The organism is Pseudomonas sp. SW-3 (genome assembly GCF_016615645.1).
Classification (GTDB): Bacteria; Pseudomonadota; Gammaproteobacteria; order Pseudomonadales; family Pseudomonadaceae; genus Aquipseudomonas; species Aquipseudomonas mandelii.
In genome coordinates this window covers 4,134,928-4,157,339 of record NZ_CP067098.1, presented here as the reverse complement: position 1 = coordinate 4,157,339, position 22,412 = coordinate 4,134,928, and the positions used below count along the sequence as shown (strand labels likewise).

21 protein-coding genes and 1 pseudogene are annotated in these 22,412 nt (G+C 55.6%); 10 read left to right on the top strand and 12 right to left on the bottom strand.

Annotated elements, in window-relative coordinates; translation table 11 throughout:
• The first annotated feature begins 86 nt into the window (after positions 1–86).
• Positions 87–662 (top strand): flavodoxin family protein, encoded by a 576-nt coding sequence (locus tag JIO00_RS18595; RefSeq protein ID WP_102595815.1) that lies wholly within the window; start codon positions 87–89, stop codon positions 660–662.
• Between the two features lie 32 nt (positions 663–694).
• A complete protein-coding gene (locus tag JIO00_RS18590; RefSeq protein ID WP_172791304.1) occupies positions 695–1,519 on the top strand; it encodes an alpha/beta fold hydrolase in 825 nt (274 codons plus the stop codon).
• 55 nt (positions 1,520–1,574) lie between these two features.
• Here the strand turns inward: JIO00_RS18590 and JIO00_RS18585 are convergent, their stop codons facing one another.
• Positions 1,575–2,015, bottom strand: a complete 441-nt coding sequence (locus JIO00_RS18585; protein ID WP_200666569.1) for a helix-turn-helix domain-containing protein — start codon at positions 2,013–2,015, stop codon at positions 1,575–1,577.
• A gap of 157 nt (positions 2,016–2,172) precedes the next feature.
• Between JIO00_RS18585 and JIO00_RS18580 the strand changes: the two genes are divergently transcribed.
• The 5 genes from JIO00_RS18580 to ycaC all read left to right on the top strand — a co-directional run bounded on the left by JIO00_RS18580 (position 2,173) and on the right by ycaC (position 7,947).
• Positions 2,173–3,093, top strand: coding sequence for a LysR family transcriptional regulator (locus tag JIO00_RS18580; protein WP_145306316.1), 921 nt, complete (start codon positions 2,173–2,175; stop codon positions 3,091–3,093).
• Between the two features lie 1,321 nt (positions 3,094–4,414).
• The gene (locus tag JIO00_RS18575) at positions 4,415–4,831 is read left to right on the top strand and encodes a DoxX family protein (protein ID WP_200666567.1); all 417 of its coding nucleotides are present in this window, start codon (positions 4,415–4,417) and stop codon (positions 4,829–4,831) included.
• Positions 4,824–5,417, top strand: a complete 594-nt coding sequence (locus tag JIO00_RS18570) for an antibiotic biosynthesis monooxygenase (RefSeq protein ID WP_200666566.1) — start codon at positions 4,824–4,826, stop codon at positions 5,415–5,417. Before JIO00_RS18575 ends, JIO00_RS18570 begins: the two co-directional genes overlap by 8 nt.
• Positions 5,414–7,252 carry an amidohydrolase gene (locus tag JIO00_RS18565; RefSeq protein WP_010455731.1) on the top strand — a complete coding sequence of 613 codons (1,839 nt, stop codon included), beginning with the start codon at positions 5,414–5,416 and terminating at the stop codon, positions 7,250–7,252. The genes JIO00_RS18570 and JIO00_RS18565 overlap by 4 nt, the downstream gene beginning before the upstream one ends.
• Positions 7,253–7,320: 68 nt before the next feature.
• Positions 7,321–7,947 (top strand): isochorismate family cysteine hydrolase YcaC, encoded by a 627-nt coding sequence (ycaC, locus tag JIO00_RS18560; protein ID WP_010455729.1) that lies wholly within the window; start codon positions 7,321–7,323, stop codon positions 7,945–7,947.
• A 210-nt stretch (positions 7,948–8,157) separates the two neighbouring features.
• On the opposite strand, the gene JIO00_RS18555 is transcribed toward ycaC, so the two are convergent.
• Together JIO00_RS18555 and JIO00_RS18550 are read right to left on the bottom strand one after the other, a co-directional pair.
• Positions 8,158–9,594 carry a mechanosensitive ion channel family protein gene (locus tag JIO00_RS18555; protein ID WP_200666564.1) on the bottom strand — a complete coding sequence of 479 codons (1,437 nt, stop codon included), beginning with the start codon at positions 9,592–9,594 and terminating at the stop codon, positions 8,158–8,160.
• Positions 9,595–9,749: 155 nt separating this feature from the next.
• Positions 9,750–10,769 carry an alpha/beta hydrolase gene (locus tag JIO00_RS18550; protein WP_010455725.1) on the bottom strand — a complete coding sequence of 340 codons (1,020 nt, stop codon included), beginning with the start codon at positions 10,767–10,769 and terminating at the stop codon, positions 9,750–9,752.
• A gap of 161 nt (positions 10,770–10,930) precedes the next feature.
• On the opposite strand from JIO00_RS18550, the gene JIO00_RS18545 reads away from it, so the two are divergent.
• Entirely contained in the window at positions 10,931–11,827 is an 897-nt protein-coding gene (locus JIO00_RS18545) for a LysR family transcriptional regulator (protein ID WP_102595902.1), read from the top strand.
• Positions 11,828–12,035: 208 nt separating this feature from the next.
• Here the strand turns inward: JIO00_RS18545 and JIO00_RS18540 are convergent, their stop codons facing one another.
• The 6 genes from JIO00_RS18540 to JIO00_RS18515 all read right to left on the bottom strand — a co-directional run bounded on the left by JIO00_RS18540 (position 12,036) and on the right by JIO00_RS18515 (position 18,289).
• Positions 12,036–12,722: a dTMP kinase gene (locus JIO00_RS18540; protein ID WP_077750465.1), complete on the bottom strand. Its 687-nt coding sequence runs from the start codon at positions 12,720–12,722 to the stop codon at positions 12,036–12,038.
• Entirely contained in the window at positions 12,719–13,855 is a 1,137-nt protein-coding gene (locus JIO00_RS18535; RefSeq protein WP_077750464.1) for a radical SAM protein, read from the bottom strand. Before JIO00_RS18535 ends, JIO00_RS18540 begins: the two co-directional genes overlap by 4 nt.
• 29 nt (positions 13,856–13,884) lie before the next feature.
• Positions 13,885–14,721, bottom strand: a complete 837-nt coding sequence (locus tag JIO00_RS18530) for an inositol monophosphatase family protein (protein WP_077750463.1) — start codon at positions 14,719–14,721, stop codon at positions 13,885–13,887.
• A 5-nt stretch (positions 14,722–14,726) separates the two neighbouring features.
• Complete coding sequence (locus tag JIO00_RS18525; protein WP_077750462.1) at positions 14,727–15,776, bottom strand: hypothetical protein; 1,050 nt, start codon at positions 15,774–15,776, stop codon at positions 14,727–14,729.
• A 91-nt stretch (positions 15,777–15,867) separates the two neighbouring features.
• A complete protein-coding gene (locus JIO00_RS18520; protein WP_234452969.1) occupies positions 15,868–17,100 on the bottom strand; it encodes an MATE family efflux transporter in 1,233 nt (410 codons plus the stop codon).
• A gap of 130 nt (positions 17,101–17,230) precedes the next feature.
• Complete coding sequence (locus JIO00_RS18515; protein WP_077750461.1) at positions 17,231–18,289, bottom strand: hypothetical protein; 1,059 nt, start codon at positions 18,287–18,289, stop codon at positions 17,231–17,233.
• Positions 18,290–18,730: 441 nt separating this feature from the next.
• Between JIO00_RS18515 and JIO00_RS18510 the strand changes: the two are divergent.
• Positions 18,731–19,042 (top strand): annotated as a pseudogene (locus tag JIO00_RS18510) (LysR substrate-binding domain-containing protein); the annotation flags it as partial.
• 146 nt (positions 19,043–19,188) lie between these two features.
• Here the strand turns inward: JIO00_RS18510 and JIO00_RS18505 are convergent.
• The 3 genes from JIO00_RS18505 to gspG form a co-directional block, all read right to left on the bottom strand.
• Positions 19,189–19,719 (bottom strand): hypothetical protein, encoded by a 531-nt coding sequence (locus JIO00_RS18505; protein WP_234452904.1) that lies wholly within the window; start codon positions 19,717–19,719, stop codon positions 19,189–19,191.
• A 150-nt stretch (positions 19,720–19,869) separates the two neighbouring features.
• Positions 19,870–21,057, bottom strand: a complete 1,188-nt coding sequence (locus tag JIO00_RS18500; protein WP_200666558.1) for a type II secretion system F family protein — start codon at positions 21,055–21,057, stop codon at positions 19,870–19,872.
• Positions 21,058–21,071: 14 nt separating this feature from the next.
• Complete coding sequence (gene gspG / locus JIO00_RS18495) at positions 21,072–21,506, bottom strand: type II secretion system major pseudopilin GspG (protein ID WP_010455721.1); 435 nt, start codon at positions 21,504–21,506, stop codon at positions 21,072–21,074.
• Positions 21,507–21,701: 195 nt separating this feature from the next.
• Here gspG and JIO00_RS18490 point away from each other — a divergent pair, with 195 nt between their 5' ends.
• Positions 21,702–22,310 (top strand): lytic transglycosylase domain-containing protein, encoded by a 609-nt coding sequence (locus JIO00_RS18490; protein ID WP_010455720.1) that lies wholly within the window; start codon positions 21,702–21,704, stop codon positions 22,308–22,310.
• Positions 22,311–22,412 lie beyond the last annotated feature (102 nt).

Genomic DNA, 22,412 nt, shown 5'->3' with positions numbered 1-22,412 from the left:
GAGCAGGCTCGCTCCCACAGGGAATTGTGCAGGGCTGGCGAGCGGGGCATGTAGCAAAGGGATCAACTTGTCATGAGGACACCGGGATGAGCAACGTGGTGGTGGTCTATCACAGTGGCTACGGGCACACCCGGGTCATGGCCGAAGCCGTGGCCCTGGGTGTGGAACGGCACGTGGGCAGCACCTGCCTGCTGGTTCCGGTCGATGAAGTGGACCAGCACTGGGACCGGTTGCACAGCGCCGACGCCATCATCTTCGGCGCCCCGACCTACATGGGCAGCGCGTCGGCGCAGTTCAAAGGCTTCATGGAGTCCACGGCGGCGTTCTACCTCGCCCAGCCGTGGCGCGACAAACTGGCCGCGGGCTTCACCAATTCCGGCTGCCTGTGCGGCGACAAACTCAACACCTTGCTGCAGATGGCGGTATTCGCCGCGCAGCACTCGATGATCTGGGTCGGCCTCGACCTGCTGCCGGCGCGCTCCAGCACCGGTGCCTTCGACGGGCAAATGAATCGTCTCGGCAGCTCGCTCGGCGCCATGGCCCAGTCGAATGTCGAACAGACCCCGGACCTCGCCCCACCTCCCGAAGACCGTTGCACCGCCGCGCACCTCGGCGAGCGGGTGGCGCGGCTGGCTGAACGAATGAACCCATCACCGCTTTGATACACCCCCAACACTCGCAAAGGAGACATCGCATGAGTACATTCACGACCCGAGATGGCACCGAGATTTACTACAAGGACTGGGGCACCGGCCAACCCATCGTCTTCAGCCACGGCTGGCCGTTGAACGCCGACAGCTGGGAGTCGCAGATGATCTTCCTGGCCTCCAAAGGCTACCGGGTGATCGCCCACGACCGTCGTGGTCATGGCCGCTCCAGCCAGCCGTGGACTGGCAACGACATGGACACCTACGCCGATGACCTGGCGCAGTTGATCGAGTTGCTCGACCTCAAAGACGCCGTGCTGTTCGGCTTCTCCACCGGCGGCGGCGAGGTGGCGCGCTACATCGGTCGCCACGGCACCGGTCGCGTGGCCAAGGCCGGGCTGATTTCCGCGGTGCCGCCGCTGATGCTCAAGACCGAAGCCAACCCCGGTGGCCTGCCGATCGAAGTGTTCGACGGCATTCGCCAGGCATCTCTGGCCGACCGTTCGCAGCTGTACATCGACCTCGCCAGCGGGCCGTTCTTCGGCTTCAACAAACCGGGCGCCAAGCCGTCTCAGGGCATGATCGACTGGTTCTGGATGCAAGGCATGATGGCCGGTCACAAGAACGCCTACGACTGCATCAAGGCGTTCTCGGAAACCGACTTCACCGAAGACCTGAAGAAGTTCGACATCCCGACGCTGGTGGTGCACGGCGACGCGGACCAGGTGGTGCCCTTCGAAGCGGCGGGCATCGCCTCAGCAAAACTGGTGAAAGGTTCGCAGCTGAAGGTCTACCCCGGCGCGCCCCACGGCTTGACGGATACCCACAAAGATCAGCTCAACGCTGATCTGCTGGCGTTTCTCAAGGGTTGATGTACCCCGGCGCGGGCATGGACCCGCGCCGGTTTTCGCTCTGATAAAACAGGTTTTATAACGCGTGAGTTTGAGCGGTGCAGGCGCGACGTGGGGGAAGGGCGCGCACCGCACGGCAACGCCACGCAAATGGGTTGATGCCTTCGCTGCGGGTGAAGATGTGGCAGAAATGCGCCTGATCGCAGAAACCGCATTCGAGGCTGATTTGCGTCAGCGTCATGTCGGTGTTCTGGATCAATTGCTTGGCCCGGGCGATGCGTTGATGACGAATCCAGTCCTGGGGCGAGAGCCCGGTGCTGCACTTGAACGCTCGGGAAAAATGACTGCGCGACAGGGCGCAGGCGCGGGCCAGTTCGGTGACTTCAACGGTCTCACCCAGGCGTTCGAGGATCAGTTGCTTGGCCAGCTCTTCACGCCATGGGGTCAAGCCGCCGGTGGCTTTTTTGGGTGCTTCATCGACTGCAGCACGGGCGACGTTTTGCTGAGAATGGGCCATGACAATTGTCCGTGTCGGTGAGTTTCATTCTTGGTTGCGAGGCCTTGGCAGGCGAGTTAAACGTTGTTAATTCCTCATGCCGGGTGGGCAGTCTCACGTAAAGTCAGAGACAATCGTTACCCTCAAGCCTGGCTGAACACACAAGGAAACCGTGCCTATGAACCGTAACGATCTGCGTCGCGTCGACATGAACCTGCTGGTGATTTTCGAAGCGTTGATGTTCGAAAAGAACCTGACCCGGGTCGCTGAAAAACTGTTCATGGGGCAGCCGGCGGTGAGTGCGGCGCTGGGGCGGTTACGGGATTTGTTCGACGATCCGTTGTTGCTGCGCAATGGTCGCGCCATGGAGCCGACGGCGCGGGCACTGGCTATTCTCAAGGAGCTGCAACCGGCGATGGATGTGATTTCCGGGGCGGTCAGTCGGGCGAAGGAATTCGATCCGACGACCAGTAGCGATGTGTTCCGCATCGGGTTGTCGGACGATGCCGAGTTCGGTTTGTTTCCGCCGTTGTTGCGGCAATTGCAGGAAGAGGCGCCGGGGATCGTGGTGGTGGTGCGTCGCGCCAACTATCTGCTGATGCCGGCGTTGCTGGCCTCGGGTGAGATTTCCGTGGGGGTGAGTTACACCACGGATTTGCCGGCGAATGCCAAGTGCAAGAAGTTGCGGGACATTCCTTGCAAGGTGCTGCGCGGGGACAAGCGGCCGGGGACGCTGACGCTGGACGAATATTGTGAACGTCCGCATGCCATGGTGTCGTTCTCGGGTGATTTGAGCGGCAATATCGATCTGGATCTGGCCAAGGTCGGTCGCAGCCGTCGGGTGGTGTTGGGTGTGCCGCAGTTCAGCGGGTTGCGGGCGTTGTTGGCCGGGACTGAGATGATTGCCACGGTGCCGGATTATGCGGCGTGTGCGCTGGTGGAGGGGTGTGCGTTGCGGGCGGAGGATCCGCCGTTTCCCATTGATGCGGCGCAGTTGTCGATGGCCTGGAGTGGGGTGCATGACAATGATCCGGCGGAGCGGTGGTTGCGGTCGCGGATCAGTGAGTTCATGTCGAGGCCTTTGGTGGTTTCGGCTTGAACGTGGCGGCCTTCGGGCCGACCAGGTTCCCCTTGATGTAACCCGTCCCAATGTGGGGGTGAGCCTGCTTGCGAAGGCGGCCTGATAGCCGACCTATCTCTTTCAGGTGTACATATCCATTTCTGCGGTAACGGCTGCTTATGGTTTCGCCCTTACGGCGACTCCCTTTGGCAAACGCCCCAAAGGAAGCAAAGGTCTTCGCCCCAGCGTCCAGCCCCTCGCCTAGGCTCGGCGTACCCTCGCTCCGGCATTCATCTGGGGGCATCGCCTCCGGTCGGCTTCGCTTCGACCTCCTCTCGATGTGTGCGGCTTCGCCGCACGGCGCTACGCGCCCACCCCCCAGATGAACGCCTCCACTCGGCCTCCCGAAGGGGCGGGCAGATCAAGATCAAAAGCAGGCGAGCTAACGCTCGGCCTAATGAGTGGTGAAAAGCGAAGCGTGTACACCGAACCCCTTGTAGGAGCGAGGCTTGCCCGCGAAGGCGGCCTGACAGCCGACCAATCTCTTGCAGGTACACCCATTCCACTGTAGGAGCGAGGTTTGCCCGCGATGGCGGCCTGACAGCCAACCAATCTCTTGCAGGTACACCCATTCCACTGTAGGAGCGAGGCTTGCCCGCGAAGGCGGCCTGCCAGCCGACCAATCTTTTGCAGGTACACCCATTCCACTGTAGGAGCGAGGCTTGCCCGCGAAGACGGCCTGACAGCCGACCAATCTCTTGCAGGTACATCCATTCCACTGTAGGAGCGAGGCTTGCCCGCGAAGACGGCCTGCCAGCCGACCAATCTTTTGCAGGTACACCCATTCCACTGTAGGAGCGAGGCTTGCCCGCGAAGGCGGCCTGCCAGCCGACCAATCTTTTGCAGGTACACCCATTCCACTGTAGGAGCGAGGCTTGCCCGCGAAGGCGGCCTGACAGCCGACCATTCTCTTGCAGGTACCCACATTCCACTGTGGGAGCTGGCCTGCCAGCGAAGGCGGCCTGACAGCCGACCAACATTTTGCGGATACACCCAATCCAATTGTGGGAGCTGGCCTGCCAGCGAAGGCGGCCTGCCAGCCGACCAATATTTCGCAGATGCACCCAATCCAATTGTAGGAGTGAGCCTGCTCGCGATGGCGGCGTATCAGCCACCATCAAGGCTGAATGATCCACCGCTATCGCGAGCAGGCTCGCTCCCACAGGATCTTCGTCGGTTGTAGATCCGGCTCATCCGCAAAACAGCACGTACATCCAATTTTCCCCGCTCCCGTCCCGGCACTATCAAACCAGGTCCCGGCGCATGAACGTCGGTGGTTTTTCATTTGTGCAGGTAGCCCATGAATACATCGCGATGGGATGAGCGGGCGCAGGATCTCGGACTGCTGTTTTTGCGGGTCACTGGCGGTGTGTTTCTACTGTGGGTGCACGGTTTGCCGAAGCTGCTTAACTTCAGCGCTCAACTGCAAGTCATCGAAGACCCGTTTCACCTCGGCGCGAATGTCACGCTGATGCTGGCGATTTTTGCCGAGGTGCTGTGCCCGTTGCTGATTATCGCAGGGGTGTTGGTGCGTCTGGCGTGTCTGCCGATTTTGGCAGTGTTGCTGATCGCGCTGCTGGTGGTGCATGCGCAATGGAGTCTCGATGAAGGGCAGTTCGGTTGGCTGCTGTTGATTGTGTTCACCAGCCTACTTATCGCCGGGCCGGGACGGCTGGCGCTCAATGTCCGATTTGCCGGAGCTTTGCGTTATGCCTGAATCCAATCGTTTCGAGGAAGTCGTGACCCTGGTCATCAAGCACCGGGTCAAAGCCGGTTTTGACGCGCCCTATGAAGCCTGGTTGCGCAACATTGTCAGCATCGCCGGGCAGCAGGAAGGGCACTTGGGCGTGGATGTGATGCGCGGTAAAAACGCTGGCCTGGACATGTACACCTGCGTGCTGCGCTTTTGTTCCACCGACGCGATGCAGCGTTGGCTCGATTCGCCGCAGCGCCTTGATTTGGTCAACGAAGCCACGCCGATGCTCGCCGATGGCGACCAGACCGAGGTCAATCCGGTCAACGAATTCTGGTTCGCGCCGCAGGCCGACGCCGCTTCGCCACCGCCGCCGCGCTGGAAGCAGGCCGTGGTGACCTTGCTGGTGATTCTGCCGCACACCTTGCTGGTGCCGCTGCTCTGGGGCCCGCTGCTGCAACTTAACGCCATCCTGTCCAATTACGTGGTCGCGACGTTCCTGATCACGCTGACCATCGTCGTTTCGGTGGTGTACCTGTTCATGCCGATGGCGACGCGTCTGTTCGCGCCCTGGCTGTCTCAATCCACTCCGTCCAAGGAAACGCGATGAACGCCGATCTGATTTTATTCAATGGCCAATTTCATACCGTTGACCGTGAAAACCCACGCGCCAGCGCGGTGGCGATCCGCGAAGGTCGCTTCGTCGCGGTCGGCACCGACGCCGAAGCCATGGCCCTGCGCGGGTCGGGCACGCAGGTCATCGACCTCAAGGGGCGTTGCGTCATTCCCGGCCTCAACGACTCGCACTTGCACCTGATTCGCGGCGGTCTGAATTACAACCTCGAACTGCGTTGGGAAGGCGTGCCATCGGTGGTCGATGCCTTGCGCATGCTCAAGGACCAGGCCGATCGCACGCCCACACCGCAATGGGTGCGGGTGGTCGGTGGCTGGAACGAATTCCAGTTCGCCGAAAAGCGCATGCCGACCCTCGAAGAACTCAATCAGGCCGCGCCGGACACCCCAGTGTTTGTCCTGCATTTGTACGACCGCGCGTTGCTCAACCGCGCCGCTTTGCGCGTGGCCGGTTACACCCGCAACACGCCGAACCCGCCGGGTGGCGAGATTGTGCGCGATGCCAACGGTGAGCCGACCGGCATGCTGGTCGCCCGTCCCAATGCGATGATTTTGTACTCGACGCTGGCCAAGGGGCCAAAGTTGCCGCTGGAGTATCAGGTCAACTCGACGCGCCAGTTCATGCGCGAACTCAATCGCCTCGGCCTGACCAGCGCCATCGACGCCGGCGGTGGTTTCCAGAACTATCCCGACGATTATCAGGTGATCGAACAGTTGGCCAAGGACCAGCAGCTGACCATTCGCATCGCCTACAACCTGTTCACGCAGAAGCCGAAAGAAGAGCTGACCGACTTCAAGAACTGGACGTCGAGCGTGACCCTGCATCAGGGCGACGATTACCTGCGACACAACGGCGCCGGGGAAATGCTGGTGTTTTCGGCGGCGGATTTCGAGGACTTCCTCGAGCCACGTCCGGACCTGCCGCAGACCATGGAAGATGAGCTGGAACCGGTGGTTCGCCACCTCGTCGAGCAGCGCTGGCCGTTCCGTCTGCACGCCACGTACAACGAATCCATCAGCCGCATGCTCGACGTGTTCGAGAAGGTCAACCGCGACATTCCGTTCAACGGTTTGCCATGGTTTTTCGACCACGCTGAAACCATTACGCCGCAGAACATCGAGCGGGTGAGGGCGCTGGGTGGCGGTATTGCGATTCAGGATCGCATGGCGTTTCAGGGCGAGTATTTCGTCGAGCGTTATGGCGCCAAGGCCGCCGAGGCGACCCCGCCGATCAAGCGCATGTTGGCCGAAGGGGTACCGGTCGGCGCCGGTACGGATGCCACGCGGGTGTCGAGCTACAATCCTTGGACATCGTTGTACTGGATGGTCAGTGGCCGCACCGTCGGTGGCCTGGAACTGCACGCCGAGGGCCTGTCCCGGCAGACCGCGCTGGAGCTGTTTACCCACGGCAGCGCCTGGTTCTCGTCCGAGCAGGGCAAGAAAGGCCAGATCAAGATTGGCCAACTGGCGGATGTCGCGGCGCTCAGCGCTGACTTTTTCAGCGTCGATGAAGAAGCGATCAAGTGGATCGAATCGGTGTTGACCGTGGTCGGCGGCAAGGTGGTGTACGCCGCCGGTGATTTCGAAAAACTGGGACCTGCCAGCGTGCCGGTGCTGCCGGACTGGTCGCCGGTGGTCAAGGTGCCGGGTCATTGGCGTCCGACGTCGCCGATGCAGGCGCAGGTTCACCATTGCAGCGGGCCGTGCGGCGTGCATGCCCACAGCCATGAAAAGGCCCGGTTGTCGAACGCGCCGGTCAGCGATTTCGCCGGTTTCTGGGGCGCGTTCGGCTGCTCGTGCTTCGCGTTCTGACGATCACAAAACGCGCCGATGCGCTGCGTCGGCGCCTTGCGTAATACCCATCCATCGAGGAGTTTCACATGAGCAACGTTCCGTACAAGCGCCTGAACAAAGACGATGCCGTAGTCCTGTTGGTCGACCACCAGACCGGCCTGATCTCGCTGGTCCAGGATTTCTCGCCGAACGAATTCAAGAACAACGTGCTGGCCCTCGCGGACCTGGCCAAGTTCTTCAAATTGCCGACCATCCTCACCACCAGTTTCGAAAATGGCCCGAACGGCCCGATGGTGCCGGAGCTCAAGGAACTGTTCCCGGACGCGCCGTACATCCCGCGTCCAGGCCAGATCAATGCCTGGGACAACGAAGATTTCGTCAAAGCCGTTAAAGCCACTGGCCGCAAGCAACTGATCATCGCGGGTGTGGTGACCGACGTATGCGTGACTTTCCCGACGTTGTCGGCACTGGCGGAAGGCTTTGAAGTGTTTGTAGTGACCGACGCCTCGGGCACCTTCAACGAAACCGTGCAGCAAGCGGCCTGGGCTCGCATGTCGGCGGCCGGAGCACAATTGGTCAACTGGTTCTCGGTGGCGTGCGAGCTGCAGGGTGACTGGCGCAACGACATGGAAGGCCTGGCGAACCTGCTGTCGCCGCGTATTCCGAACTATCGCAACTTGATGAACAGCTACGTGGCGCTGACTTCGAAGTAAGCCCGGCGATCCATAAAAATGCCCGCGACTGTGCGGGCATTTTTATGTCTGGGACAACCTCATTGGGGTGGTGAGGTTTTTTGTGGCGAGGGAGCTTGCTCCTGCTGGGCTGCGAAGCAGCCCCTTTTGGGTGAGCGCTGCGCGCTCAAGCGGAAGCAAGCTCCCTCGCCACAAAAGCACGTCACCACAACATTCAGGCAGCCACAAAAACTAGGCCTGTTGGCGTTTTTGCAGCCAGTTGAGAAAGCCGTTTTTCTTGATCGGAACCGGTTTGGCCATCAGCGCCAACCGGCTGTTCTGCTGCCGCACCGCTTGCAGCTTGTTCAGTGCCCGACCCACTTCAACCCGTTGTTCCATGCAACCACGGGTCAGGGATTTGTCGATCCGGTAAATGATGCATGAGGTCAGGGTGGTGAAGGTGGCCTGGGACGGTGTATCGGTGAGCACGCTTTGTTCACCCATCACCTCACTCGGCCCCATGCGCCCGGCTTCGGTTTGCCCGGTGCAATCGGGCACGGTGGCGCTGACCACGCCTGTGGCGATCACCATCAGGCTGTCCGGCACTTCGCCCAATTCCAGCACCACCTGACCCGCCGCGTATTGCTGCGGGACCATGGACTGAGCCAATTGATCACGCTCGTCCTCGCTCAGGGAGCGGAAGACTTTCACTTCATCCAGCAACGCCCGTGCGCGGGTTGTCGGTTCAATAACACCATCGATCTGCCGGGAAATTCCCGCCGCTTCGAGGTGCCGGTGCGCCAGGTCGAACAGCTGATTGCGCACCTCGCTCTTCTTGCCGAGCTCGGCGATAAAGCCGCTGGCCACGTACTCGGACATGGTTTCGCCAGCCTCTTTGAGCACGGCTTTCGGCGCCGGGTTGAGCAGCAAACTGCTGCTGCCTTGAAGCGTGCGCTCCAGCGCATCCAGCACCCGACGCGGGCGGATGTGGTTGGGCACTTGAATGCTGATGGACACGCCGTGCATGTTGGTCGGCCGGCTGAGGTTGACGATTTTCGCCTTGGCCGCCACCGAATTCGGCACCACAGCGGTGCTGCCGGCGCTGGTCAGCAGGTGCGTGGCGCGCCAGTCGATGTCGAGGACTTTGCCTTCGACGCCATCGATCATGATCCAGTCATCCACCTGATACGGCTTGGTGGTGTTGAGCACGATCCCGGAAAACACGTCGCTCAAGGTGCTTTGCAACGCCAGACCGACGACGATGGCCACGACACCGGACGTCGCCAGCAAGCCTTTCACCGGCAGCTCCAGCACGTAACCGGCCGCCGCGACGACTGCAATCAGGAACACCAGCGCGCCGATGACGTCCTGCAACAAGCGACCGCTGTGACCGATGCGGCGCATCAGCACCAGGCCGATGACTTCGGTGAGCACCCGCGCGGAGTACAGCCACCAGAGAATCCCCAACGCCGTGGCGCCCAATTGCGCGACACGATCCTCGGCGAACAACGGTGCCTGCAACGGGCTCACACCGGCATTGATCACCAGCGCGCTGAACAGCACAAACAACGTCAGCCGCACGCCAACCCGCGTGACGCGATGCTTGAACGGCGCGAGGTGCCAGAGCACGGTGTCGATCACCAGCAGCAGGGCACTCCAGGACAGCAGGTGAGCGAGGACAAAAGACATGGGGGAACTCCGGCAGACTGGTTGTTGTTGGCGGTAGTTTTTTGAAGGAGCCAGGCTTGCCGGCGAAGGCGCCCTCAAGTACGCCTTCGCCGGCAAGCCTGGCTCCTACAAAAAGCAGCCTCACCACACATTGCTGTGTGGCGAGGCGAGGTGACTCAGTTCAAGTGAGTCTTGAGTTCCAGTGCTGCCTGACGAACCGCCGCTTTCACCTCCGGAATCTGGCTCAGCGGGTTGAGCAGGCCGAAGTCGTGGATCATGCCGTTGTATCGCACCGCCGTGACCGGCACACCGGCGGCGTCGAGGTGGCGGGCATAGGCTTCGCCTTCGTCACGCAACACGTCGAACTCGGCGGTTTGCACCAGGGCGGCGGGCAGGCCTTTGAGCTGTTCGGCGCTGGCTTGCAACGGCGAGGCATGGATCTGCGCACGCTCGGCCTGGTCGGTCGTGTAGTTGTCCCAGAACCAGTTCATCATGCCCTTGGTCAGGAAGTGGCCTTCGGCAAATTGCTGGTACGAGCCGCTGTCGAACTGTGCGTTGGTCACCGGCCACATCAACAACTGGAAGCGCAGCGCCGGGGCTTTCTGTTCCTTGGCCATCAACGCCACGACCGCCGCCATGTTGCCGCCGACGCTGTTGCCGGCTACCGCCAAGCGCTTGCCATCGACGCCGATGTCCTTGCCATGCTCGGCCACCCAACGGGTCGCGGCGTAGGCCTGGTTGATCGCAGTCGGGTAATGCGCTTCCGGCGACGGCGTGTAATCGACATACACCGCGACAGCGCCGGAGCCGACCACCAGATCGTGGATCAGACGCTGGTGAGTCGGGTAATCGCCCAACACCCAGCCGCCACCGTGGAAGAACATGAACACCGGCAATTCACCTTTGACCTTGGCCGGCCGGACGATTTTCAGGTTGATGGTTTGCCCGTCGACCTTGATCGCACGATCGCTGACGTCCACACCCGACAGATCAACCTTCACCGAGTTTTGTGCACCGGTCAGGACCGCACGGGCATCTTTGGGGCTCAACTGCTCAAGCGGCTTGCCACCGCCGGCGGCGAGGGCTTCGAGGAAGGCCTGGGTATTGTGTTCGACACCCGGGCTGCCGGCGGCGAATGCATTGCCGATGGAAAGGGCGAGAAGGGAAGCGGTCAGGGTTTGTTTGACGATGTTCATGGGGCAAATCCTTTTTAATTAATTAATTTTTGATTACCTGAGGTCAGGTCGCTGCTGGCGCTGTAGGTCAGGCCTCAGCAACACCGTGGACACAGATTAATAGGTCGCCCAAAAGGGAAAAAGCAGCTATAAAGTGTTTGACTGTCAACCAAGGCGTGACAATGAACCCGTTCGAAGATATGCGTATTTTTTGCCAGGTCATGGACTCCGGCAGCTTCACCTCGGCAGCCGATCAATTGGGCCTGTCCAAGCAGTTTGTCAGCCGGCGCTTGATGCAGCTCGAAGAGCGTCTGGGCGTGCGCCTGCTCAATCGCTCCACGCGGCGGCTGGACGTCACGCCGCTGGGCCAGAGTTATTACGAGTCCGCGTTACGTTTGCTCGGTGAAGTCGAGCAAGTGGAGCAGGGCATCGCCGGCCAGACCACCGAGCCGCGCGGCACCATCCGCGTGAGTGCGCCGTTGTCGTTTGCGCTGGCGCATCTGGGTTGCTTGCTGCCGTTGTTTTTGCAGCGCTATCGCGATGTCACGGTGGAAGTGGACTTGAGCGATCGGCCGGTGGACTTGCTCAGCGAGGGTTACGACCTGGCGTTGCGCATCGGCATCCTGGAGGACTCGACCCTGATCGCCCGCCGCATCGCCTCCATCCAGCGCGTGTACTGCGCCAGCCCGGCCTATCTGGCTGAGCGCGGCACGCCGCTCAAACCCGAAGATTTGCACAACCATGACTGCCTGCCTTACGGCCACGGGCGTCAGGTGCAATGGCGTTTCGAAGGGCAGGGCAAGCCGCTGAGCGTCAACGTGACGGGCCGGATGCGGGTCAATAACGGGGAGTTGCTCAAGGATGCGGCGGTGGCCGGAATGGGGATTACGTATTTGCCGACGTTCATCGTCGGTTCGGCGCTGAAAGAGGGTCGGCTGGTGCCGGTGCTGGATGAGTTTCGTCCGCCGCCGCTGACGTTGTCGGCGGTGTATCCGCAGCATCGCCAGAGTTCGCGGCCGGTGCAGGCGTTGATTGAGTTTTTGCGCGAGCGGCTGGATCGGGTTGAGTGTGGGTTGTAGAACGCCGGATCACACATCTCCTTGTAGGAGCGAGGCTTGCCCGCGAAGGCGTCGTGACATTCAAAACAAGCGTTGACTGATACGACGCCTTCGCGGGCAAGCCTCGCTCCTACAAGGGATTGTGGGGGTTTGAAGATCAGCCCCTGTCAGGACCTTTTGTCGTCGCCTGGCTCGCCACCGACATGCACGCCGTGTTCGTCACCGAACCCTACATCCCGTTGAGTATGCTTTGTACCGCGCTAACCGCTTTATCAAGTACTGCTTCCTCACTGAGGTCGGTTGTATCGATTCTCACCCAATTGGCCAGTCCACATTGCTCATAACTGGCTCGAACCTTATTTTGATACGCAATGAAGCTTTTAAGCCGATCTTCATTCCCTCCGTCATAGGCACCGCTTTCACTAAGGCGGAAAGATCCCTTTCTTTGTGCTGCAAGGGCAGGATCGACATCCAGGAAAATTACGGCATCCGGTTGTCTAATGGTTGAGAAGATTGTTAATGCCTCTTCAGCCAAACTTTCATTTTTAAGTAAAAAGCGCGCTAGATATTTGTAATACCAACCATCAGCGACGCAACTAACGCCAGAGCCGATTAGTGGCCTGATCGCAGCATGATCCGTGGCCTGAAACCAAGCGGATATTAAACTTATCCAATGCCTGTCGCCCAGTTGGTCCAGAGGGGCGTTATCCGGATAATCCCAAAGAACTTCACGTAGGCGGGACATATGAAACTCTGTATATCCTGATGATACCGGTGGTCGATTTTTATCTATGTAAGTGATTTTTGAGTAGGATTCAAAAACTTTGTCAAAAGTTGCCCTGGCAATAGTTGATTTTCCTGCGCCGTCTGTGCCTTCAAATGCGATAAATACTGGTTGGCCAGATGTACCCATCATGCAAATCCTCCTAAATAGGCTTCGGTGTCTAATGAGTTTCTACCACTTCCCTCGATTAACGGATGAAATCCTTCTCTGTGATATATTTCCGACATCTTTTTTCCGATTGCCGTCAAGAAGTCTTTTGATGGGCGCTTTCTATTAGAATATTGTGAACCGGCGTCGGGATGAAATACTGCAACAGCAGGCACCACTCCCCTGTCCCCGAAATACTCAATACCTTCAATTATTGACTCCAGCGGTTCCATCCCAGCCACAAATCCTGCATATACGTTACCACGGCCTAGAACTTCAACAGCGGCTTCGAAAGCGGCCAAAAACCGTTCGCGAGTGTAATCACGTGCTTTGCCTGGGCAAACTTCTTTAAATAGAGTCGGGTTGAACACCTCTAAACTCATAGACATGTTATTGCCGGTTTTTTTGAATCGATCAAAAAGGCGAAAATCCTTAGGAGGCATAGAAATTAAGTGATAATCCAAGGTGCTCTGATAGTTCGTTTCTTTTACCCGATCCATTAGATCTATATGTATCGAGTATCCTTTGTCGTAATTTGGAATCGTGCCGCCGTTAAATAGAACCCTTTTATATCGTCCGCTCTCCTCCTTAATAGCTGTGGCTACGGCTTCACCAGCGATGTCACCCTTTATTCGCATCTTGTGATCGGATAGTATTTCTCTTGCCGATCCCAAAGAGCAAAACTTACACTCATTACCGTTGTTGAAGTAATAGCAATGACCAGGGGAAAAAACTCCAAGGGTTGAATTGCCATATGCGGTTATATGCTGCTCAAATAGTTCGTTGTTGCTCAGATATGTGCCGTAAGATTTAGGCCTAACTGGAAATGTAATTTTCACAGTTTTATCCCCGTGCTTGAGCACAGGGTTTTTTTTCTCTAAGGAAATGCAGTAGTTTGAATCCGGATTGTAGTTTGCAGCAGCAATGATCTGTCCATCTAGAATGATTTCTTGCGGAGTGCGAATGTTCGAACCAAGAATGATGCTGTCTCCCGTCCCATAAGCTCGTCTTTTTTCAATATGCTCTGTTCTGACTTGAAAGTACTCCAGGAATTCTCTGGAAAAACTAACACCCTTGCACAATAACTCAAGTTTTAAGCTTACAGTTTCCACTAGCATGATTTTCTCCAGTTAAGTTAATCCTGCACTTACAAGAAAATTCGTATCAGCTCTTTGGAGGACAAGGCAATCAAAGTTTCGGAGTCTGAAAGGGATGCGGGCGACGGAGGTAGGGAATACCTAGCATTTCCTGCTTTATAAAATAGCGCGCCTCCGGCTTCTCTTAAAATCAACTCCGCTGCGGCAATATCACAACTACGCTCATGTCCTGGTGAGCCTAGGTCAATAAAGGCATCAAGAACTCCGGCGGCGATAAGACAAATTTCTAATGAGGAGCATGAATAAATGCGGACTTTGTTTGCTGTCCATAGGAGCTTTTGAATTGTGATTTTTTCACTATCGTCTTTCGGCCGATGAAAAGAGATGTGCATGTCTTCAATGCAGCTGACTTTACGGGTGTAGAGTCTTTTCACAATAATAGGCGACTGAAGGTAGGATCCCTCGCCCAACGCAGCGGTATAGACTAAATCTCTTGAGATATCATAAACCCAACCAAAAATATAGGCTCCCTCGTGGTAAAGAGCCACGCTAGATGTATACGCAGGAAACCCATGAATTGCGTTGTGTGTTCCATCTAGAGGGTCTATTAACAGGTAGAAGTTTTCATTTCCTCCATATTTGGTCGCTGAAGTACTTTCTTCAGAATAAATCGTGATTCCCAAAGTAGTGCTTGAAAGGCAGTCGTATAGTATCCTCTGACAGTCCAGGTCGTACTGGGTTTGCGAATTATTCCAGTTTTTTGCTTCAGGGTTGACGGAAGGCAAACAAACCAGAGTTCCCGCCCAGTAACGGCGCAGTTGTTTTCTGGCTTCGTAAAGACATCTTTCTATCTCTAGAATATATTCGCGCTTAAATAAAGGTCTCATGTTGATTATTCCGTTATCAATTGTTTGTGCCACAGATTCCTGTCTAATCGTGAAGCGCAAGATTTGACCTCGAAAAGTTTTCCAGCATAAACAGCATAATCCGCGCTCATAAAGGCACTGAATGATTTAGGGAATAGCGCTACAGTTTTGACTTCGATGTCATATCCAAATTTTTTCCTGATCATGTTTGTCGCCTGCCTGAGGCTTCCCCCGGTATAGGCTTTATCAATAATCAACCATGATTCGTTCGATGAGGTCGGGTGCGGAAAAATATCTTGAAAAGCATTTTCTCTACTCAACAGGCTAGAGTCGTTTTGTCGATGAACCTCTGAAAAAAAAATATTGGAATCTTCGGTCGCTGCAAAGTAGCCAAGGGCTATCGGTAAGCCTGCGGACAGTAAAAATAGTTTGTTTTTTGAGATTTTTTCGATTTGTGACCAAACTGCATGGTTTTCGTAAATATATCTGGTATTAAGCGCAGAGCAGTTATCCCAGTGTTCATGGGATATAAACTTACTATAAAAAGCGCAGAACCTGTTGTGGAACTCTAGGGTTTCGTTACTCGTGTTTATAAGTAGCCGGCTCTTTGCAATGCCGTAAGTGGATTCTTTCATAAGGACAGGAAATGTGTCGCGACGAAGGTGCGTAAATGCCTCACTAATAAGTGTATTTTTCAGATTGACAAGGTCCGTCTTCGAAGGGCCGGAAATGGCAATTTCCGGGGATAAGCCATCGCCGTTAATTCTACGTATCGCTGTGGCCGATATTTTACTTGTGCTTAAACTCAAGTAATCCCATATGGACAGAATTTCCTCGGCGGACATGCCATTAAAAATTGGTTCGATGTTGCTCAAGTCGCAAATCATTTCTTCAGGGTGCCGAAGATCGAAAGATGCTCTTTGAAGGTGGCAGCCGTTGAGAATAGCGTTGCGGTAAGCATAATAGTCGTTTGTTTGAACGCCACTTAATGTTCGCCAGCCATGATGCTCGCTTATGATAGTGATGGAGTTGGTGCGCTGGTTTAGCGAATGCAGTACGGGATTTACCTGGTTCATAGTTAAGTCCTCCCTACAGTTTGCAAATAGACAGTCAGTCTAAAAACAATATTTTGTATCTTGTTTTGATTTTCGATTAATTGACGGATCGCTATTTTTTTAAGACGTGTCCTAGTCGCCAGAGTAAAATCAGCATCAGAAATAATGAACAAAAGACTAGCGTTACAAATAGAGAGCTAACGCTATAATCATGGAGTGATAGCAACCCGGTAGATAGTATTAGCCCTAGAATGTTGAGTGACAATATAGTCATTAGCGTGGGTACCCAGAAGTCCCCCATGCTTCTCAATGTCATTCGAGTCACAACATAAATATATTCAAATAATAAGAAAGGGATCGAGATCAAAATATTGTCCTCGATTAATCTTCTTGTTGTCGTGTCGGATGAATATATTATAGATATCTCCTCCTTTAAGAAGAAACATGCTACCAAAATTGGAAGCAATATGAATAGTCCGAACATTATCCCTTGAGAATAGGTGGCTCTCAATGAGTTGAAGTCTTTCAGGCCATAATATCGCGCAACCCCTATCCCTGTTGCGTTTCCAACTCCAATTGAGATCATATATACGAAACTTAAAAAATGCAGCGATGCCTGGTACGCCGATAAGCTCGTATCGCCTATGGTTTTTGAGATAAAAGGGAAAATAAAATATAATAAGCTTTCTCCTCCAAAACAAATTGCCATTGGGAGTCCGTTAACAAAGTAATTCACATATGTTGTTTTTGGTATGGGTTGTGAGTGGCTAAAGTGAAAAATGTGTTGGCGGATCCTTAAATCAAAAAGTGCTAGCGCAAGGCAAGTAAAAACTAATCTAAGGCCTGAATATATAAAGGCGAAATGAATAAAGTTGAAGTTTGTGTTCGTCGTAACTAAAATTATGCACGCTGAAGCGAGGGTGGCATTGAATGACCATGTGTATATCACCTCGTATATGGTTTTTTTGGTTGCGTTGAAAAAGTTGAAAATCACTATTTGTAGGTATAGGGCGGGGATTGAGAGTGAGAGAGTGAATAGAGCTATTAAAGCCTCGAGCTCACTGTCGTTCGTAATTGATCTAGATGCGCTTGTGCCAATTACGGCGATAATAACAACAATAATAACCCCAAGAAATATTGCTAGCCTAAATGAAACAATCAGGTCGTTTTCGATTTTTTTCGTATTTAGATCAGTCGCCCCGGCTATTTTTACAAGCGATGCTGAAAAAAATCCGATAGCTACTACGGTTAGAAAAGAAATTAGCGCCCATGCAAAAGATGCATGACTAAGTGAATCAGCAATATAATGTCCAATAAATGAAAAATAAAGCAATGAGGCGGTCATCTCCCCTAATCTGGAAAATATTAGCGGGACGGCTATTCGGGTGATTTCCATATGCGTTAACCCGTATTAGTGTAAAGAATACAACGAAGCCCTAAAGTGTGTAGAAAGGTGGGTTTAAAATATATTCTTCTTAATCCCATTCTTTCAGTAAGGTAATTAAAGAGGGGGTGCCCTCCGCAGCGAAGTATTTTTTTCTGAAGTAGTATTCGCACATTGATATTTTGTGTTTGGTTTGTTTTCGTTTATTGAATTCCTCATCCAGTACGGAAAGAGATTTTTGCGTTGAAGGATAGATATTGGTTTTTTTTAGGAGTCCTTCAATTGCTAAGAATACCAGGTCCATGTATGTCAGCATATCTTGTATGTACGATAGGCATTCAGTTTCTGTAACCGCTCCCCGTCTAGCCAAGGAGAAAAAGCTGTTCTTGATTTCATCAAACCCATCAATTCTTAACATGTTCGAATACACCCATTTGTAGTGCTTGTTCGTTGTGCCTGTTAAGTAGGTAAAGCTCATCGTCGTTTTTAGCATCATGTCCCGAGCAATTTCACAACCCATCCAAAGATTTCCCGACTGCCAGCAACCCTGAATATCTTGAAATGCATAAAATACTGGCAGTTTTTCACGATGAGCTACATAAATATGTTTCTCCAGCGGTATCTCGGATTTCAGCCGATTGAATTTTTCTTTATTCTCCAGCGCGTGCCCGATTAATGATCTATGAATGACGTTGTTCTCTGTGTTTGACAGTACTGGGGCATAGAGGAAGCGCTGATCACCAGAAATTTCATCGAATGCTACCTCAATCTTGGTGATAATGTTGTTCAGTTCGGCAAAGGTTATATAGTCGGCATCAATGTGGATACTGGTGTCGCCATAGAAGTTGGTAGTGTTATGGACTTCTTCGTCTTGGGTTATGTGGTGGTAATTTATATCTGTAATGAGCGCATGGTCGTAATTTTTCATGCTGCTTGCCTTGGGTCGATGCTCGCAGAAAACGATGCAATCGATATCGGAGTGGATGGTGCCAATGCCCTCGATTAACGAACCTGAGATCACGAGAATGCTGGTGCTTTCTAAATAAGCTCTTTCACGTAAATAGTTTTTCGGAATTGATACTCTTCCATTTAATATTGAGATTTCGTTGTCTGAGATTTTCGACTGCGCTGTTTTAACGAGTGGTATCATTTTTGTTATTCCTTGCGCACGTGTGAGAGTGTGTTTGTTGTTACTTTATTAAGTTCGAGTGTCAATCCTGAGAATATCGGTGATGTAAGTGTTTTTTTTTTTTTGAAACTCGTCGGTAGCCCAAGATAGTGACGTTTATGCATTAAACCCTAGTGGTGATATCGGCTGGTCGTCAATATGTACATGGAAAATCAGAGTTTTCTTACGCGTATTGAAGTGTTGGTATTTAATTAACGAAAGAAACTTCCTTTTTTGTTGTGAGATAGCTCTTACAGAATTAACGTCTGGGCTGAATACTGGTGCAAGGCTCGGGGTTTGTTTAGTCACGCCCGGCGGCGTCCCTGGCACGCCACCAAAGTGAACGCCATGATCATCTCTGATTTCACCAGCACGACGAACCCGATGATGATTCTCGGTTCATCATAGGTGCGATCACGTTGGCGTCAGGTGCAATGGCGTTTCGAAGGGCAGGGCAAGCCGCTGAGCGTCAACGTGACGGGCCGGATGCGGGTCAATAACGGGGAGTTGCTCAAGGATGCGGCGGTGGCCGGAATGGGGATTACGTATTTGCCGACGTTCATCGTCGGTTCGGCGCTGAAAGAGGGTCGGCTGGTGCCGGTGCTGGATGAGTTTCGTCCGCCGCCGCTGACGTTGTCGGCGGTGTATCCGCAGCATCGCCAGAGTTCGCGGCCGGTGCAGGCGTTGATCGAGTTTTTGCGCGAGCGGCTGGATCGGGTTGAGTGTGGGTTGTAGGACGCCGGATCACACATCTCCTTGTAGGAGCGAGGCTTGCCCGCGAAGGCGTCGTGACATTCAAAACAAGCGCTGACTGATACGACGCCTTCGCGGGCAAGCCTCGCTCCTACAAGGGATTGTGGGGTTTTGAAGATCAGCCCTTGTCAGGACCTTTTGTCATCGCCTGGCTCCCCACCGACATGCACACCGCGGTCGTCGCCGATTTCGCCCGAGCGGTGCACGCCGTGATCGTCGCCGGGCTCAGAGTGAGTGCCGCTGCGCCCGGATGAGGCTGAGCTGCCTGAGTGTCCCGAACCATGGTCGCCGCTGCTGTGACCGCTGCCGCTGTTGCCGCCGCTGCCGTTTCCACTGTGGCCGCCGCCATTGCCGCCGCCGCCGCTGCCACCGTGACCACCGCCATTGCCGCCGCCCCCGCTTCCGCCACCGGAACCACCGCCGCCGTGACCGCCGCCACCGCCACCAGAACCGCCGCCGTGACCTCCGCCACCACCGCCAGACCCACCGCCGCCGTGACCACCACCACCGCCCCCGCCGCCCGATCCACCGCCGCCACCACTACCACCATCCTTGGCCTGGGCACTCGATACCCCGGACAAGCTGTCCGGGATCAATACGGTAGACGCCGACAGAACTGCGCCAATAGCTACTGCCAGTAAAAGCTTGTTGATGTGCATGTCGTTCTCCGTCTTCTTATTCAGGTTGGAACGTTGATGAACAATGCAACTTGCTGCTCGATTCAATGGGAGAACACCGCAACGCGCCGATTAATTCAGTGGCAACGCGTATGAACGATGAACGGTACACATCGACCCTGTTCCAGCGGGTCAGTGAATACTCGAGGCCAGTTCGAAGATCGGGATGTACATCAGGATCACGATGACCCCGATCAGCAGGCCGATGAAGGTCATGAGCAAGGGTTCGAACAGCCGCACGAACCATTCGATCCAGCGGCTGATTTCTTCGTCGTAGAAGTCAGCGCTGCGCTCCATCATCTGGCCGAGGTTGCCGGATTGTTCGCCCGCTCGAAGCAAACGCAGGGAGACCGGGGTCACCAGGTGATTGAGCTCCAGCGCGGCCGACAGCGATTGCCCCTCGCGTACCCGTTCGCAGGCCTGGTCCAGGCGCACGCGGGAGGCGGGGGTGAGCAGGCCGCGAACCATGCCCATGGCGGTGACGAGGGGAATGCCGCCCTGCAACAGGATGCCCAGGGAGCGATAGAAGCGCGCCAGTTCGTACATGAAAATGCGTTGATGGACCGCCGGGTGTTTTTCGATCACACGGTCGACGCCCCGACGAAAAGCCGGTTGTCGCTGAAGAAAGCCGAGGGCGACGATGATTGCCGCCAATGCGCCGAAGAACTCACCCTGGTGGGCGTGCAGGAACATCCCGCAGCTCATCAGCACTTGCGACAGCCACGGCAGATTCGACCCCAGCCCTTCGAACACCAGGCTGAAGCGCGGCACCACGTAACCCATCAAGAACAACACCACGCCACCGCCCACCACCAGCAACAGCAGGGGGTAGATCGAAGCGCTGACGATTTTTTGCCGAACCTCGTCCATGCGCTGGCGATAGCTGACATAGCGGCCCAGGGCATCACCCACGGCGCCGGTCTTCTCACTGGACTGCACCAGCGCGACGTAGAGCGGAGGGAACACCGCCGACAGCTGGGCCAATGCCTGGGAGAACGATTTGCCTTCATACAGCAGGCGCACCAGTTCGCTCAACGTTTTACGGGCCTGTGGCGCGTTCTCTTTTTCTGCGAGGCTTTCCAGCGCATCGATTAACGGCAGGCCGGCGTTGAGCAAGGTGGTCAGTTCCTGGCTGAACAACACCAGATTGAATGTCTCGCGCTGTCGAAGGCGCAACGCGCGCCAGTGCCGCTCGACGTGCAGGCTGACCACCCGCAAGCCCTGGTCTTCGACGATGCGCCGGGCCTCGCTGTGGCCGGGGGCCTCGACGGTCATCGAGACCACGCCGGCCTTGCCCACTGCCTTGAGATGAAAGCGCATGGTCGGCCCCCCCGTCATTGCCAGCTGGTGACTTCGGCGTTTTCGCCTTCGCCGCCGGGTTGGCCGTCCTTGCCCATGGACAACAGATCGTATTCGCCGTTTTCGCCGGGGTAGCGGTAGTTGTAGTTACGGCCCCACGGATCCTGCGGCAGTTTTTTCTGCAAGTAAGGACCGGTCCATTTGGTTTCATCGCTTGGCGCAGTGACCAGCGCCTGCAAACCTTGTTCGGTCGATGGGTAATGACCGACCTCCAGACGGTACAGGTCGAGCGCTTTGCCCAAGCCTTCGATTTGCGCCTTGGCCACCTTCACTTCGGAGCGGCCCAGTTGGGCGAAATACTTCGGCGCGACGATGCCGGCCAATAGCCCCAGCACCACCAGCACCACCAACAGTTCGAGCAGGGTGAACCCGCTTTGAGGGCGCGGGGCGGAACGCAAACGCTGATTCATGATGACCTCACACAGTCGGCAGAAGGGTCGCCATGGAGGCGTATGCAATTGCCATGCTCACCCCCGGTCATTCTTCCACAACCCCTGTATTCCGGGCCTTTGCGCTTTCGGCACAGTGCTTGCGTATGGCTTGTTTACTACCGGTCATTGGGGCATTACCCCCATTTTTCGGGGCCGGGCAGGGGAGACAAAAAAATGAAAACACTCACCACAGGACTGCTCGGCTGTTTGCTGCTGACGAGCGTCGTACAGGCCGATGTGTTCGTTTCCGTGGACGCCAAGGGCAGTTACGTACTGTCCAATGTTCACCGTCCCGGCCGCACCTATGAACGGGTGATTCACGAGCCCCAATCCTCGCTGGTCGGTCTTGATCAGCAGCCCCAGATGATTGCCAGGCAACCCTATGCAGAGCTGGTGTCGGCGGCCGCCACGGCCAATGAATTGCCGGCCGCGTTGTTGCACGCGGTCATCCGCGAAGAGTCCCGCTACAACTCGGATGCGACGTCCCCCAAAGGCGCCGGCGGGCTGATGCAATTGATGCCCGATACCGCCCGGGAGATGGGGGTGAAAAACGTCTATGACCCCAAGGCCAACATCCAGGGCGGCGCCAAATACCTCAAGCGCCTGCTGACCCTGTTCGACAACGACATCACCCTCGCCGTGGCGGCCTACAACGCCGGGCCGCAAGCGGTGCTGAGCCGTGGCGGAGTGGTCCCGCCGTTTGCTGAAACCCAGCGTTATGTGCCCAGCGTTTTGCGCCAGTACCGGCGCTTGCAAGGCTTGGCCATGGACGCACCGTTGTGATCGGCGAGTGTGGGGAACGTCCCCCAATAGTGGGGCAACAAGGACTGGGCCGAAAAGTGGGGAATAAGTGGGGAATATCCCCCGGGTTCTCAGATCGTCGCT